Consider the following 14,824-nt stretch of genomic DNA (forward strand, 5'->3'; position numbering starts at 1 on the left):
TTTATGCGTCGCGCCTTGCTCTTCGCTTTTGCTCTGTTTGCCTTGCCTGCCGTGCAAGCGGCAGACCTTCACCCTTTCTCCGTCAGCTATACCGCCGACTGGAAACAGTTGCCCATGAGTGGTTCGGCTGAACGCAGCCTGACCAAGAACGGCGACGGCACCTGGACCTTGAATTTCAAGGCATCCATGATGATCGCCAGCTTGACCGAAACCAGCGTGATCCTGTTTGACAAGGACACCCTGCAACCGAAGAGCTACACCTTCGAACGCGGCGGCCTGGGCAAGGCCAAGAAGGTCAACCTGGACTTCGACCAGACGGCGAAGAAAGTCACCGGGTTTGAAAACAAGGACGCGGTCAACGTCACCCTGGAAAGTGGCATGCTCGACAAGTCGACCTACCAGCTCGCCCTTCAGCGTGACGTGGCGGCCGGCAAGAAGAGCATGAGCTACCGCGTCGTCGAAGGCACTGATGTCGACACCTACGACTTTCGCGTGATAGGTCCGGAAAAGGTCCAGACCAAGGTCGGCTCGATCGATGCGATCAAGGTCGAGCGCGTGCGTGACCCGTCGCAGAGCAAACGCATCACCCAGATGTGGTTTGCCAAGGACCAGGGCGGCATTCTGGTTGCCCTGCGCCAGGTGGAAACCGACGGCAAGGAATACAACATCATGCTGCAGGACGGTACCGTTGACGGTAAGGCCGTCAAAGGCAGCTGATTGCGCGGAAGAGCTGAACGGGAGCCTCGCTGAATGCGGGGCTTTTTTTCGCCTGAATATTTTGCCCTGAAGCGTCTAGAGCCAATACAAAGCCTGAGACCAACATGAAACTTCTGTCATAAACCGCTAAAGCGGTTTACTTAGCAAGCTAACAAATCGTATAAAAAAGGCCTGCGACGACTTGCCGCAGACCCACCAGAGATTGGAGCAAGCAGATGACTGTAAAAGTGACTGAACGCGACGACGAACATATGTCCCACGAAGCCTTGGGCCATGGGATTCACATCTGGGATGTACACCAACAAGACTTGCTGGTCGGCATGTTTCACAACGAGAGCGATGCTCATAATTATAAAAACGAGCTTGAATCGCTTGAGATGAAACGCCAGGCACAAAGCTCCTGAAACACTGAAATCCCGCAGGCACCCGGCCCCACACAGCAGCTGGAGTGCCTGCAAACAAAAACCCCGCCTGTTGAGCGGGGTTTGTTGTTTTTACAGCCTTACCACATCAGATCATCAGGGATCTGGTAGGCCGCGTACGGATCGTCTTCATCCGGCACCTGGCTTTCGGTGAGGATGTTGAGCTGCACGATACGCTCCGGCGCGCGCTCCTGGATCTTCAGCGCTGCCTCGCGCGGGATCACTTCGTAACCGCCGCCGTGGTGCACGATCGCCAGGGAGCCGTTGCTCAGTTTGTTGCGCATCAGCGTGTTGACCGACAGGCGCTTGACCTTCTTGTCATCCACGAAGTTGTAGTAGTCCTCGGTGGTCAGCTTGGGCAGGCGCGAGGTCTCGATCAGTTGCTTGACCTGGGCCGTACGGGCCTTGGCCTCGGCTTTTTCCTGCTGCTGACGGTTCAGTTCCTGGTCGCGCTTGACCTTTTCGGCGTGAGCCTCAATGGCCAGGCGGGCCTGGGTGTCATCCGCCTCGATCTGACCTTTGTGGACCAGACGCTGCTGCTTCTGTTTCTCTTTGCCGACCTGCTTGGCCTGCTTTTGGTTGACCAGACCTGCTTTGAGCAACTGGTCGCGAAGGGAAAGGCTCATGGTGCTTACTCACTTAGGCAACTGCTCAACCGCAGCTGGACACATTCTTTTCCTGACGTTTGGCTTCGCCCCACAGGGCGTCCAACTGTTCGAGGGTGCAATCTTCTATGGGTTGATGCGTCTCGCGCAATGCCTGTTCGATAAATCGGAAACGTCGTTCGAACTTGGCATTGGCGCCACGCAGCGCGGTTTCAGGGTCGACCTTGAGGTGGCGGGCCAGGTTGACCGCTGCAAACAGCAGGTCACCGACCTCGTCGGCAATGGCCACCGAGTCGTTATCGGCCATGGCTTCGAGCACTTCATCGAGCTCTTCGCGCACGTTATCCACCACCGGCAACGCTGACGGCCAGTCAAACCCGACCTGGCTGGCGCGCTTTTGCAATTTGGCGGCGCGGGACAATGACGGCAAGGCGGCGGGCACATCATCGAGCAGGGAGAGTTGCTCCGGCGCGTCGGACTTTTCTGCACGTTCCTCGGCCTTGATCTGCTCCCAGCGCAGCTTGACCTGCTCTTCGCTCAATTGCGGGATATCCAGCGGCGCATACAGATCGCCGCTGGGAAACACGTGCGGGTGGCGACGGATGAGCTTGCGGGTGATGCTGTCGATCACCCCGGCAAATTCAAAGCGCCCTTCTTCCCGCGCCAGCTGGCTGTAATACACCACCTGGAACAACAGATCGCCCAGTTCACCCTGCAGATGGTCGAAGTCGCCGCGCTCAATGGCGTCAGCCACCTCGTAGGCTTCTTCGAGGGTGTGCGGCACGATGGTCGCGTAGGTTTGCTTGATGTCCCACGGGCAGCCGTAGTGCGGGTCCCGCAGGCGATTCATCAGGTGCAGCAGGTCATCTAGTGAATACATCGATCTCTATCCGATCAGTCAGAATGCCGCCGATCAACTGTGGGAAGGGGCTTGCTCCCGGTGAGGGCGGATCAGTCAGTACAAATAGTGACTGACCCACCGCTATCGGGAGCAAGCCCCCTTCCACATTTAGTCCGTGTTCATCCAGCGACTCATGGCGTGCGGTTGCGCCGGGTTTCGATGATGTTCGGCAACTGGGAAATCCGCCCCAGCAACCGCCCCAACGCGTCCAACCCGGGGATCTCGATGGTCAGGGACATCAACGCGGTGTTGTCCTCTTTATTCGAGCGGGTGTTGACCGCCAGCACGTTGATCCGCTCATTGAGCAGCACTTGCGACACATCACGCAGCAAACCGGAACGGTCGTAGGCACGGATGATGATATCCACCGGGTAGGTGAGTACCGGCACCGGGCCCCAACTGACCTGGATGATCCTTTCCGGCTCGCGCCCGCCCAGTTGCAGCACCGAGGCGCAGTCCTGACGGTGAATGCTCACGCCACGGCCCTGGGTGATGTAGCCGACGATGGCGTCGCCCGGCAGCGGCTGGCAGCAACCGGCCATTTGCGTCATCAGGTTGCCCACGCCCTGGATCTGGATATCGCCGCGCTTGCCGGGCTTGTAGCCGGTGGCCTTGCGTGGGATCAGTTCCAGTTGCTCATTGCCGCGCTCCGGCTCGACCAACTGCTGGGCCAGGTTGACCAGTTGCGCCAGGCGCAGATCGCCGGCACCGAGGGCGGCGAACATGTCTTCGGCAATCTTCATGTTGGCCTTTTCGGCCAGCTTGTCGAAGTCCACCTGCGGCAGACCCAGGCGCGCCAGTTCGCGTTCGAGCAAGGTCTTGCCGGCGGCGACGTTCTGGTCGCGCGCCTGCAGCTTGAACCAGTGTACGATCTTGGCCCGCGCCCGCGAGGTGGTGATATAGCCCAGGTTCGGGTTCAGCCAGTCGCGGCTCGGCGTGCCGTGCTTGCTGGTGATGATCTCGACTTGTTCACCGGTCTGCAGGCTGTAGTTGAGCGGCACGATGCGCCCGTTAATCTTGGCGCCCCGGCAGTTGTGGCCGATCTCGGTGTGCACGCGGTAGGCAAAATCCAGCGGCGTGGCGCCCTTGGGCAAGTCGATGGCATGGCCGTCGGGGGTAAAGATGTAGACCCGGTCCGGCTCGATGTCCACGCGCAGCTGTTCGGCCAGGCCACCGATGTCGCCGAGTTCTTCGTGCCATTCCAGCACTTGGCGCAGCCAGGAAATTTTCTCTTCGTACTGGTTGGACCCGGCCTTGACGTCGGTGCCCTTGTAGCGCCAGTGCGCGCACACGCCCAACTCGGCCTCTTCGTGCATGGCGTGGGTGCGGATCTGCACTTCCAGCACCTTGCCCTCGGGGCCGATCACGGCGGTGTGCAGCGAGCGGTAGCCGTTTTCCTTGGGGTTGGCGATGTAGTCGTCGAACTCCTTGGGAATGTGCCGCCACAGGGTGTGCACGATGCCCAGCGCGGTGTAGCAGTCGCGCATCTCCGGCACCAGCACACGCACCGCACGCACGTCATAGATCTGGCTGAAGGCCAAGCCCTTGCGCTGCATTTTGCGCCAGATCGAATAGATGTGCTTGGCACGGCCGCTGATATCGGCGTCGACGCCGGTGGCCTGCAGCTCCGAACGCAACTGGCCCATCACGTCGCTGATGAAGCGCTCGCGGTCGAGCCGCCGCTCGTGCAGCAGGGTGGCAATCTGTTTGTACTGGTCGGGCTCCAGGTAGCGAAAGGACAAATCCTCCAGCTCCCATTTGATATGGCCGATGCCCAGGCGGTGCGCCAACGGCGCGTAGATGTCGAAGACTTCGCGGGCGACGCGGTTGCGCTTTTCGTCGTCGGCGGTCTTCACCGCACGAATTGCGCAGGTGCGCTCGGCCAGCTTGATCAGCGCGACGCGCACGTCGTCGACCATCGCCACCAACATCTTGCGCAGGTTCTCGACCTGGCCCTGGGTGCCCAGCACCAGGGACTGACGCGGACTGAGGCTGGCGCTGATGGCGGCCATGCGCAGCACGCCGTCGATCAGCTTGGCCACCACCGAGCCGAAACGCTGGCCCACGGTCGCCAACGGGATGTGCCCTTCGCGCACGCCGCGATAGAGTACGGCGGCGATCAGCGAATCCTGGTCCAGCTTGAGATCGGCGAGGATCTCGGCGATTTCCAGACCGGTACGAAAACTGGAAGTGCCTTCGGCCCACAGGTTCTTGGCCGCATTGTCTTGTTGCTCGGACTCACGTGCGAACTCGCAGGCGGCCTTCATGGTTTCACGGTCCAGTGCCGGGTCGACACTGATGGCATGGTCCAGCCATGCCTCCAGGTTGATACTGCCGTCAGTATTGATCGGCTGGTGTGCTCTCACCTGTACCATTTCTCTTACCTTCCCTACGGCGCATCTTCGATGCGCCAAAATCATCGCCGACCTTGTTTACTGCAAGCTCCGTGGCAGGTCATAGGCCCTGGAGAACGCAGGCCGGTCGGATTAAACGGGCATCCTAGCCCGCTTCAAATAATGCCATGGCCTCGACATGCGCGGTCTGCGGAAACATGTCGAGGATCCCGGCCCGTTTTAGCCGGTAGCCCTGCTTGACCAGCTCAACCGTGTCCCGTGCCAGCGTGGCCGGGTTGCAGGACACATACACCAGGCGCCTGGCCCCCAGAGTGGCGAGCTTGCGCACAACCTCTTGGGCACCATCGCGGGGTGGGTCCAAGAGTACCGCAGAAAAGCCCTGTTTGGCCCATTCCGCGTCAGTCAAAGGCTGGGACAAATCGGCCTGAAAAAACTGCACATTATCCAGATTATTGCTGACGGCGTTGAGTGCCGCCCGCTCCACCATGGTCTGCACACCTTCCACCGCGACCACCTCGCGTACCTGTTTGGCCAGTGGCAGGGCAAAGTTGCCCAAGCCGCAAAACAGGTCCAGCACGCGGTCATCCGGCTGGGGTGCCAGCCACTCCAGGGCCTGGGTAACCATCGCCTCATTGACCCCGGCGTTGACCTGAACAAAATCGCCTGGCCGGTAAGCCAGCGCCAGATCCCAGGCCTCCAACCGAAAGCCGAGGGCCTGATCGGGCTCGACGGGTTGCGGCTGGCCTTCGCCATGCAGCCACAATTGGGCCTCATGGAAAGCACAGAATTCTTGCAGCACCTGCAGGTCCGCGTCGGACAACGGCGCCATGTGCCGCAGCAACACGGCGATGGACGAACCGCTGAACAGCTCCACGTGCCCCAGCGCCTGAGGTTTGCTCAAGCGACGCAGCGTGTTCGGCAGGCGCTGCATGATCGGTTGCAAGGCCTGTACCAGCACTGGGCAATCATCGATGGCGACGATGTCCTGGCTGGCCACGGCGCGAAAGCCCACCTCGAGCTTTTTCGCCTTGGCATCCCAACGCACCGCCACGCGGGCGCGGCGTCGGTAGCCCAATTCCGGGCCGCTCAACGGTGGCGCCCACTCTTGCGGTTCGACACCGGCCACACGCGACAGTTGCTCGGCGAGCATGCGCTGTTTCAGGGCAAGTTGTTCGTCGTGGGGCAGATGCTGCACGCTGCAACCGCCGCAGCGGCCGAAGTGCGCGCAAGGTGCCGGACGACGCAGCTCGCTGGCCTTGAACACCCGCTCGGTGCGGGCTTCGACCACTTTGCCGTGGGCGCCCAATACGCGCGCTTCGACGTCTTCGCCGGCCAATGCGCCATTGACGAACCAGGTACGACCTTCAAAGAACACGATGCCACGACCGTCGTTGGCCAGGCGCTCGATGGTCAGGCGCTGTTTCTTGCCCACCGGAATCTGCGGGGCCCGACTACCGCCCGTCGGTTGAAAGCGCAGGCCTCTCTCGTGCTTGGCCATCAGTTGGGTTCGTCGAAGATACCGGTCGACAGGTAACGGTCGCCTCGGTCACAGATGATCGCGACGATGACCGCGTTTTCCACTTCTTTGGACAGGCGCAACATACCGGCCACGGCGCCGCCGGACGACACGCCGCAGAAGATGCCTTCTTCACGAGCCAGGCGGCGCGTGGTGTCTTCGGCTTCGCGCTGGGCCATGTCGATGATGCGATCGACCCGCGCAGCGTTGTAGATCTTCGGCAGGTATTCTTCGGGCCAGCGGCGAATGCCAGGGATGGCCGCGCCTTCCATCGGTTGCAGGCCGACAATCTGGATCGCCGGGTTCTGCTCCTTGAGGTAGCGCGAGTTGCCCATGATGGTGCCGGTGGTGCCCATGGAACTGACGAAATGGGTAATGGCGCCCTGGGTCTGGCGCCAGATCTCCGGGCCGGTGGTGGTGTAGTGCGCCTCGGGGTTATCGCCGTTGGCGAACTGGTCCAGCACCTGGCCACGACCTTCGGCGGCCATGCGCTCGGCGAGGTCGCGGGCGCCTTCCATGCCCTGCTCCTGAGTGACCAGAATCAGCTCGGCCCCGTAGGCCGTCATCGCGGCCTTGCGCTCGGCGCTGGAGTTGTCGGGCATGATCAGGATCATCTTGTAGCCCTTGATCGCCGCAGCCATGGCCAAGGCTATCCCGGTGTTGCCCGAGGTGGCTTCGATCAGGGTGTCGCCGGGTTTGATCTGCCCGCGCAACTCGGCGCGGGTGATCATCGACAGCGCAGGGCGGTCTTTTACCGAACCGGCCGGGTTGTTGCCTTCGAGCTTGAGCAACAGGGTATTGCTGGTTTCACCCGCCATGCGTTGCAAGCGGACCAGGGGCGTGTTGCCGACGCAATCGGCGATTGTTGGGTACTGCAAGGTCATGGCGTATTCGCAATCCAGACTGCGGGGCGCACATCATACCGGGAAAGACCGGCAGGCCATATCACGCAAAGTGTGGTGCTTATGGCTTAAAGGAATAAGCGAGGGGTGGAGTGGCTGGGCGGGCGCCCTCCTACCCCAAATGCCCGTCGCCATGATTTCTCTGAAAAACCTCCTCCCCCATCGCCGCAATCTGCCCCTCAATCAATGCTTCGAAAGGTTTGAGCAACGGCTCAAACGAAACCGGCGCCTCCAGCACCTGCAACGCCTGCACGATGGCTTCTACCGTCGACAGCGCTCCCGGCCCCGGCGCCTTGCGCAGTCGATAACGCGACACGCCGCCCTCGGCCAAGGTCACCCGAGGCAACGCCGCCAGCAGCGGATTCAGATGCAGCAGTTTGCGCGCCTTGCGCCAGGTGCCGTCGGGCACCACCAATAGCAGCGGTTGATCGCCGGGCGCATAGGCCTGCAGTGGCTGGGCGTCGTCCGCTGGAAACAACAGCCGTGCCTGATAACCGGGCGGGCTCAACAACGTCGCCAAATCATCGAACACCTCCCCCACCACCAATTGCGCATTGCTCAAGCCCAACGCCGCCAACCGCGCAGTATTGAGCGCGTGGCCGACCTCAGTCGGGTGCTGCAACAGCAATACGCGGGTGCGACTGTCGAGGCTGGGGATCAGCGCGCACAAGCAGTGGCTGATTGGCCTGTGACAACGGGAACACTGGGGTCTGGACATGGTTTTTCAGGCCTGGTTGAGCTGGGCTTTGAGTAAATCGCGAAAGGTCTGGATCAGCGGCTCGCGGCTGCGTCCCCGGCGCATGATCATCGAGAACGGCGCCTGATAGCCGAAGGTCGCCGGCAGCAGCACGCGCAGGTCCCCCTTGTCGGCCCAAGCCTGCGCATAGTGCTCCGGCAGGTAGCCGATATAGGCGCCGGACAGTACCAGGATCAGCTGCGCCTCCATACTCTCCACCGTCGCGGCGCTGTGCTTGAAGCCGTGGCGCGCCAGTTCCGCCTGGCTCCAGTAGCCACGCCCGACCATGCGCTGCTGGGTGATCACTTGTTCGGGGATGCGTCGTTCATTGAATAGCGGGTGCCGCGTGCTGCAATACAACCAATGCTGCTCGCGGTACAGCGGCATATAGATCAACCCGCTCATGCGGTTGGAGAACGCACCGATGGCCAGGTCGAGGCGGTTGTCCTGCACGCCCAGTTGCAGCTCGTAAGGGCTCATCACCGATAAATGCAGGTGCACCGCCGGGTGTTCCAGGCTGTAGGCGCCGATCACTTCGGCGAACGGCAGGGCCTTGTCGCTGACGGTGGAGTCGAGCACGCCGAGCTTGAGGGTACCGCGCAACTCGCCTTTCAGCGCGGCGGCGTATTGCTCGAAGCCTTCGAGCTCAGCGAGCAGGCGCAGGGTTTCCTGGTGGAACAACTCGCCCTTGCTGGTCAGGCTGAAGCCACCCCGGCCACGATGGCACAACACCAGGCCCAGCGCCGATTCCAGCTGGCTCATATAGGTGCTGATGGCCGAGGTCGACAGGTTGAGTTCGTGCTGGGCATTGGCAAACCCCTGATGCCGCACAACGCTGACAAAGATGCGCAGGAGTTTCAGGTCGGGCAAGGCGTTGGCCATTGGTCGGCTCCGGGTATGGATCGGGGCAGTCTACCCGCCTGCATTAGTTTAGAAAATTCTGAACTAAGTATTTGCCCCAGCCGATTCTTCCCCGTCTGCACTTTTCGCAGAATCGGCCCCCTGATAAACACAACAACGATGAGGCACTCCCGTGGACAAGATTTTCCATCAACCACTGGGCGGCAACGAAATGCCGCGCTTTGCCGGCATCGCCACCATGATGCGCCTGCCCCACCTGCAAACGGCCAAGGGCCTGGATGCCGCTTTTATCGGCGTGCCCCTGGACATTGGCACCTCGCTGCGCGCCGGCACCCGTTTCGGGCCGCGTGAGATTCGCGCCGAATCGGTGATGATCCGCCCCTACAACATGGCCACCGGCGCCGCACCGTTCGACTCGCTGTCGGTGGCCGACATCGGCGACGTGGCGATCAACACCTTCAACCTGCTCGACGCCGTGCGCATCATCGAAGAGGCCTACGATGAAATCCTCGAGCACAACGTGATCCCCATGACCCTGGGCGGTGACCACACCATCACCCTGCCGATCCTGCGGGCGATCCATAAGAAACACGGCAAGGTCGGGCTGGTGCACATCGATGCCCACGCCGACGTGAATGACCATATGTTCGGCGAGAAAATCGCCCATGGCACCACCTTCCGCCGCGCCGTCGAAGAAGGCCTGCTCGATTGCGACCGCGTGGTGCAGATCGGCCTGCGCGCCCAGGGCTACACCGCCGAAGATTTCAACTGGAGCCGCAAGCAGGGTTTTCGCGTAGTCCAGGCCGAGGAATGCTGGCACCACTCTCTCGCGCCGCTGATGGCCGAAGTGCGTGAAAAAGTCGGCGGCTGCCCGGTGTACCTGAGCTTCGACATCGACGGCATCGACCCGGCCTGGGCACCCGGCACCGGCACCCCGGAAATCGGTGGGCTGACCACCATCCAGGCGATCGAGATCATTCGTGGCTGCCAGGGCCTCGACCTGATTGGTTGCGATCTGGTTGAAGTTTCGCCGCCCTACGACACCACCGGCAACACCTCGCTGCTGGGCGCCAACCTGCTGTACGAGATGCTCTGCGTACTGCCCGGCGTGGCGCACCGCTGATGAGCACACACGAGGTGCTGCATGCCGCCGCCGACCTGGTGGCGGCCTTCGCCCGCAATGATCGCACCGCCTATTTCGGCGCGTTCAGCAGTGATGCGAGCTTCGTGTTCTACACCCTCCCCCAGCCGCTGCTCAGTCGCGATGCCTACCAGGCGTTGTGGGACAGCTGGCGTCGGGACGAGGGCTTTGAGGTGTTGTCGTGCACCTCAAGCAACGCGTTTGTCAGCCTGCAAGGTGACGACGTGGCGATATTTGTGCATGACGTGGCCACCGAGCTGCGCATGAACGGGGAGCCATTTTTCAGCCAGGAACGCGAGACCATTGTCTTCAAACGGCAAGGGCTACGCGAAGAACAACAAGGCCCGTGGCTGGCCTGTCACGAACATTTGTCCGCTATGCCGGAAGGGCTGCCGCCCCCTTAGCCAATGTGATCGGAGCTGATCATGAATAATAAAAACAACGAAAACAGTATTCGCAAGATAGAAACCAACGGGGTCGAACAGATCCCGGACCACGAACGCACCGCCAGCCCCACGGATCTGTTTCGCCTGATCTTCGGCGGTGCCAACACCTTTGCCACCGCCGTACTGGGCGCGTTCCCGGTGCTGTTCGGCTTGTCGTTCCAGGCCGGTGTCTGGGCGATTGTGCTGGGCGTGCTGGTGGGCGCGCTGATCCTGGCGCCCATGGGCCTGTTCGGACCGATCAATGGCACCAACAACGCTGTGTCTTCCGGTGCGCACTTTGGGGTGCACGGGCGAATTGTCGGCTCGTTTCTTTCGTTGCTGACGGCGATTGCCTTCTTCTCACTGTCGGTGTGGAGTTCGGGCGATGCGCTGGTCGGCGGTGCGAAACGTCTGATTGGCCTGCCGGAAACCGACCTGACCCTGGGCCTGGCCTATGGCCTGTTCGCCCTGCTGGTGCTTACCGTGTGCATCTACGGCTTTCGCTTCATGCTGTGGGTCAACCGCATCGCGGTGTGGGCGGCGAGCCTGCTGTTTCTGCTCGGGATCTTCGCATTTGCGCCAGCCTTCGACAGCCACTTCGCCGGTACCGTGGCCTTGGGCCAGAGCGGGTTCTGGGCAGCGTTTATCGGCGCAGCGCTGGTGGCCATGAGCAACCCGATTTCCTTCGGCGCGTTCCTCGGTGACTGGTCGCGCTACATCCCGCGTGAAACGCCGAAGATGCGCATCATGCTGGCGGTAGTTGCGGCACAGATCGCCACCTTGATCCCGTTCCTGTTCGGCCTGACCACCGCGACCATCGTGGCGATCAAGGCACCGGACTACATCGCGGCCAACAACTACGTCGGCGGTCTGCTGGCGGTGGCGCCCACCTGGTTCTTTCTGCCGGTGTGCCTGATCGCAGTGATTGGCGGCATGTCCACCGGCACCACCTCGCTGTATGGCACCGGCCTGGATATGTCCAGCGTATTCCCGCGCCTGTTGACGCGGGTCAAGGCCACGCTGCTGATAGGGGTGATGTCGATTGCGTTCATCTTTATCGGACGTTTCGCCGCCAACCTGGTGCAGAGCGTGTCGACCTTCGCCGTGTTGATCATCACCTGCACCACGCCGTGGATGGTGATGATGATCATCGGCCTGATCGTCCGTCGCGGCTTCTACTGCCCGGATGACCTGCAGGTGTTCACCCGCGGTGAAACCGGTGGGCGCTACTGGTTCAGCCATGGCTGGAACTGGCGCGGGCTGGGGGCCTGGATTCCGAGCGCGCTGGCGGGCCTGTGCTTCGTCAACCTGCCGGGGCAATTCGTCGGGCCGCTGGGCAATCTGGCCGACGGCATTGATATCAGCCTGCCGGTGACGCTGGGGTTGGCGTCGGTGGTGTACCTGACGTTGCTGTTTGTGTTCCCGGAGCCGGCTTCGGTCTATGGCCCCAAAGCGCGGCTTCGCAGCCCAGCGGATTCGACCAGCTCCCGCGCCACCAAAAGCGCCCCTACACCATAAAAAGAACATCGGAGACTCGCCGTCATGGCTTTGGATTTATTCGTCGTACTCATCTACGCCGCCGGCATGCTCGTGCTCGGCTATTACGGCATGCGCCGCGCCAAGACCCACGAAGATTACCTGGTGGCCGGTCGCAACCTGGGCCCTTCGCTGTACATGGGCACCATGGCCGCCACCGTGCTGGGCGGTGCATCCACCGTCGGCACCGTGCGCCTGGGTTACGTGCATGGCATCTCCGGGTTCTGGCTGTGTGCCGCACTGGGTGCCGGGATCATCGCGCTGAACCTGTTCCTGGCCGTCAAAATGTCCCTGCCTGACGGCATCCGGGTCTGGTGATCGCTGCGGCACTGGCGGCAATGATGTCCACCGCCAGCGCCGGTCTGCTGGCCGCCTCCACCGTCCTGACCGAAGACCTGCTGCCGCGTTTGCGCGGCGGCAAGCAGTCGAGCCTGGCAGTCAACCGCCTGTTTACGATGCTGACCGGCATCGCCGTGCTGGGCATCGCACTGGTGGTCAACGACGTGATCAGTGCGCTGACACTGGCCTATAACCTGCTGGTCGGTGGCATGTTGATCCCACTGATGGGAGCGATTTTCTGGAAGCGCGCAACAACGCCGGGCGCCATTGCCTCCATGGCCCTGGGCTTCGTGACGGCGCTGGTGTTGATGTTCAAGGATGGGCTGGATGCAAACACACCGATCTACTACAGCCTGGCGGTTGGGTTGGTGAGTTTTGTGCTGGTGAGCCTGGTTTCGCGTCGCCCGGAGCAAGCGACGGCTCGGGCTGTATGAGGTAGAGCGATTTCTTCAGCGGACGCGACGTCGGAGGTCGCGCCCGTTTTTTTCATTCAAGGGGCATGGGTTCTCGTCTGGATGAGTTCCTGTACCAGGGAGGCCCATACCAATCCCTGTGTCGTGCCCCCGGCATAGGTTCCTCCGGCTGTAACTTGATGGTAGGCGGACCAGTAAACGATCGAGAGTCCGTCTGACGTGCCGGGTCTGGTACATTCGATAGTGACATGTTCCCTGCTCAGCTCAGCGATTTCGGCCGGGCTCAGATGCCCAGGCACAAACTGAACCCCACCGCGCTGCAAAAGCGCTTCCAGTTCATGCATGAAATGGATGAGTTCCAGATCGTAGCCCGAGACTTCAATCGCCCGGCCGATCCCTGGAATTGCATAGCGGGCCTGCAATTGCATTCGACTGATCTCTGCGAACTCCCCTCCCGCCCTGCCACTCGGCCAGGGCCTGTTTTCGATCTCGCGTTGCTCGCGAATCGCGGCCTCCACATCACCGGCATCTTCCCTATAGGCCCGAACAATTCGCGCCCGCGCGAATCGGGCAAGCGACGGGTTGTCGGCGAGGAGCTTTTCAAACAGCTCAATGCCTGCACGATTGCACTCAACGCTCAGATGCTGGTTGGCGGGAAACAGATAGTCATTGTGCAGCGGCTTCGCTGTCGTCTCCGTGGCTGACAGATGACGCATGTTCACCTGCTTGTGGCTGGCGCCATCGCTTTGCCGATTACCTCCGTATACCGCTACCCGATAATTCGCCAGGCGCAACATTACGGCTTGGAGCAGGCCATTGATCCCTCGGCCGATGACCGACACACGCGGCGCGTCGACATCGACCGGGTGAGTGGGGATCGTCAATGACTGCGCAAGTTTGCGCCTGACAAGGCCGCGCAAAGCCATCAGGCTCAGTTGAACGCAAACGGCGTAATCAAGATCGCCATGACAGGCTTCGGTTGTTGCTGCGCGTGTCGTCAGCGTCGGCGGTTTACGCCACGAGGCAACATCACAACCGAGCGCTTGTATGCGCATTCGAAACGCGTCCAACGTCGCAGGCCCGTAGTCCAATACCAGCTGGATCTCTTCGGCTGCCGCCAGCGTGCGCAAAGCGTCATCGCTGAAGACGTCCGGTTTGGCGACACACACCAGGCGAGCGCGCGCATGCAGGCGTTCAATAAGGGCTCGATCGATACGGTGAACGGACACACGCCTGTCGGGGAAGGTATGTTCAGCAGCGTCTGTCGTTCGCCCCTGCCGTTCCAATACCCTGATCCGGACAGCCGGATCCCGATCAAGCAGCAACTTGACCAATTCCTTGCCCACATTGCCGTAGCCCAGCACACAGATATCGTGGGGCAGTGAACCATCGGCCAGGGTCAGCCAGTGCGCGATATAGGCAGCAACATGTGGCGCGTTGACCCCAGGCGTATTGATCACTTGGATACCGTTGGACTCGCACAGATCCAGCCGCACCTTATCCAGGCTGGTGCCTCTGCGCACCAGGCAGAGTTCTCCAAACGGGCGGGATGTACGCCATTGGCCAATGACCTGGGCATCAATGGCCTGGTCTCCCGCAATGATCGTGGTTGGACGCAGAAGAGCAATCTGTATGAGCAGCGCTTGCTGGGTTAATGAAGGAGAAAGAAACACGATGTTTGCCGGTGCTTCAGCCTTCCAGCCTCTCGATACAGGCGCGATATGCAGGATATTTTCGGTAGTGGCGATGAGCGACGCGGCAACGGGCGGAACGCAAGAGAGCACCATGGCGTTATCTCCAACAATTCTGACTTACTCAGGCACGTTGCCGCTTTTGAGTAAGTTCAAACTCAGGAAAAACTGATGGAACTCAACCTACGCTTATCTTGAGAATTGAATAAGCCAGCCGATTCTGACAAACCGGTAGTCCTATTCCGATACCTGAATATGAAAGCCC

General features: G+C 61.2%; 13 protein-coding genes and 1 pseudogene. 6 read left to right on the plus strand and 8 right to left on the minus strand.

The window, feature by feature from the left end; translation table 11 throughout:
* Positions 1–3: 3 nt before the first annotated feature.
* Positions 4–717: a DUF3108 domain-containing protein gene (locus tag V6M90_RS04850; RefSeq protein WP_003175378.1), complete on the plus strand. Its 714-nt coding sequence runs from the start codon at positions 4–6 to the stop codon at positions 715–717.
* Between the two features lie 215 nt (positions 718–932).
* Positions 933–1,121 carry a hypothetical protein gene (locus V6M90_RS04855; protein WP_003175379.1) on the plus strand — a complete coding sequence of 63 codons (189 nt, stop codon included), beginning with the start codon at positions 933–935 and terminating at the stop codon, positions 1,119–1,121.
* A 98-nt stretch (positions 1,122–1,219) separates the two neighbouring features.
* Here V6M90_RS04855 and V6M90_RS04860 read toward each other — a convergent pair whose 3' ends face one another.
* The 7 genes from V6M90_RS04860 to V6M90_RS04890 form a co-directional block, all read right to left on the minus strand.
* The gene (locus tag V6M90_RS04860; protein WP_078734154.1) at positions 1,220–1,765 is read right to left on the minus strand and encodes a DUF2058 domain-containing protein; all 546 of its coding nucleotides are present in this window, start codon (positions 1,763–1,765) and stop codon (positions 1,220–1,222) included.
* A gap of 25 nt (positions 1,766–1,790) precedes the next feature.
* Positions 1,791–2,624 (minus strand): nucleoside triphosphate pyrophosphohydrolase, encoded by an 834-nt coding sequence (mazG, locus tag V6M90_RS04865; protein WP_332846156.1) that lies wholly within the window; start codon positions 2,622–2,624, stop codon positions 1,791–1,793.
* A gap of 152 nt (positions 2,625–2,776) precedes the next feature.
* The gene (gene relA, locus V6M90_RS04870; protein WP_078734156.1) at positions 2,777–5,020 is read right to left on the minus strand and encodes a GTP diphosphokinase; all 2,244 of its coding nucleotides are present in this window, start codon (positions 5,018–5,020) and stop codon (positions 2,777–2,779) included.
* A 124-nt stretch (positions 5,021–5,144) separates the two neighbouring features.
* Entirely contained in the window at positions 5,145–6,497 is a 1,353-nt protein-coding gene (gene rlmD / locus V6M90_RS04875) for a 23S rRNA (uracil(1939)-C(5))-methyltransferase RlmD (protein WP_332846157.1), read from the minus strand.
* Positions 6,497–7,399: a cysteine synthase CysM gene (gene cysM / locus V6M90_RS04880; protein WP_332846158.1), complete on the minus strand. Its 903-nt coding sequence runs from the start codon at positions 7,397–7,399 to the stop codon at positions 6,497–6,499. Before cysM ends, rlmD begins: the two co-directional genes overlap by 1 nt.
* A 130-nt stretch (positions 7,400–7,529) precedes the next feature.
* Positions 7,530–8,135: a tRNA-uridine aminocarboxypropyltransferase gene (locus V6M90_RS04885; protein ID WP_332846159.1), complete on the minus strand. Its 606-nt coding sequence runs from the start codon at positions 8,133–8,135 to the stop codon at positions 7,530–7,532.
* Between the two features lie 6 nt (positions 8,136–8,141).
* A complete protein-coding gene (locus V6M90_RS04890; protein WP_003175387.1) occupies positions 8,142–9,035 on the minus strand; it encodes a LysR family transcriptional regulator in 894 nt (297 codons plus the stop codon).
* Positions 9,036–9,186: 151 nt separating this feature from the next.
* Here V6M90_RS04890 and speB point away from each other — a divergent pair, with 151 nt between their 5' ends.
* The 4 genes and pseudogenes from speB (at position 9,187) to V6M90_RS04910 (ending at position 12,889) form a co-directional block, all read left to right on the plus strand.
* Positions 9,187–10,137 (plus strand): agmatinase, encoded by a 951-nt coding sequence (speB, locus tag V6M90_RS04895; RefSeq protein WP_332846160.1) that lies wholly within the window; start codon positions 9,187–9,189, stop codon positions 10,135–10,137.
* Positions 10,137–10,559: a nuclear transport factor 2 family protein gene (locus V6M90_RS04900; RefSeq protein ID WP_042945094.1), complete on the plus strand. Its 423-nt coding sequence runs from the start codon at positions 10,137–10,139 to the stop codon at positions 10,557–10,559. The genes speB and V6M90_RS04900 overlap by 1 nt, the downstream gene beginning before the upstream one ends.
* Before the next feature lie 21 nt (positions 10,560–10,580).
* Positions 10,581–12,098, plus strand: coding sequence for a purine-cytosine permease family protein (locus tag V6M90_RS04905; protein WP_141063576.1), 1,518 nt, complete (start codon positions 10,581–10,583; stop codon positions 12,096–12,098).
* A gap of 24 nt (positions 12,099–12,122) precedes the next feature.
* Positions 12,123–12,889: pseudogene (locus V6M90_RS04910) on the plus strand (sodium:solute symporter family transporter).
* A gap of 56 nt (positions 12,890–12,945) precedes the next feature.
* On the opposite strand, the gene V6M90_RS04915 reads toward V6M90_RS04910, so the two are convergent.
* Positions 12,946–14,655 (minus strand): amino acid dehydrogenase, encoded by a 1,710-nt coding sequence (locus V6M90_RS04915; protein ID WP_332846161.1) that lies wholly within the window; start codon positions 14,653–14,655, stop codon positions 12,946–12,948.
* Positions 14,656–14,824 lie beyond the last annotated feature (169 nt).

It is taken from the genome of Pseudomonas lactucae, from assembly GCF_036688725.1.
Lineage (GTDB): Bacteria > Pseudomonadota > Gammaproteobacteria > Pseudomonadales > Pseudomonadaceae > Aquipseudomonas > Aquipseudomonas lactucae.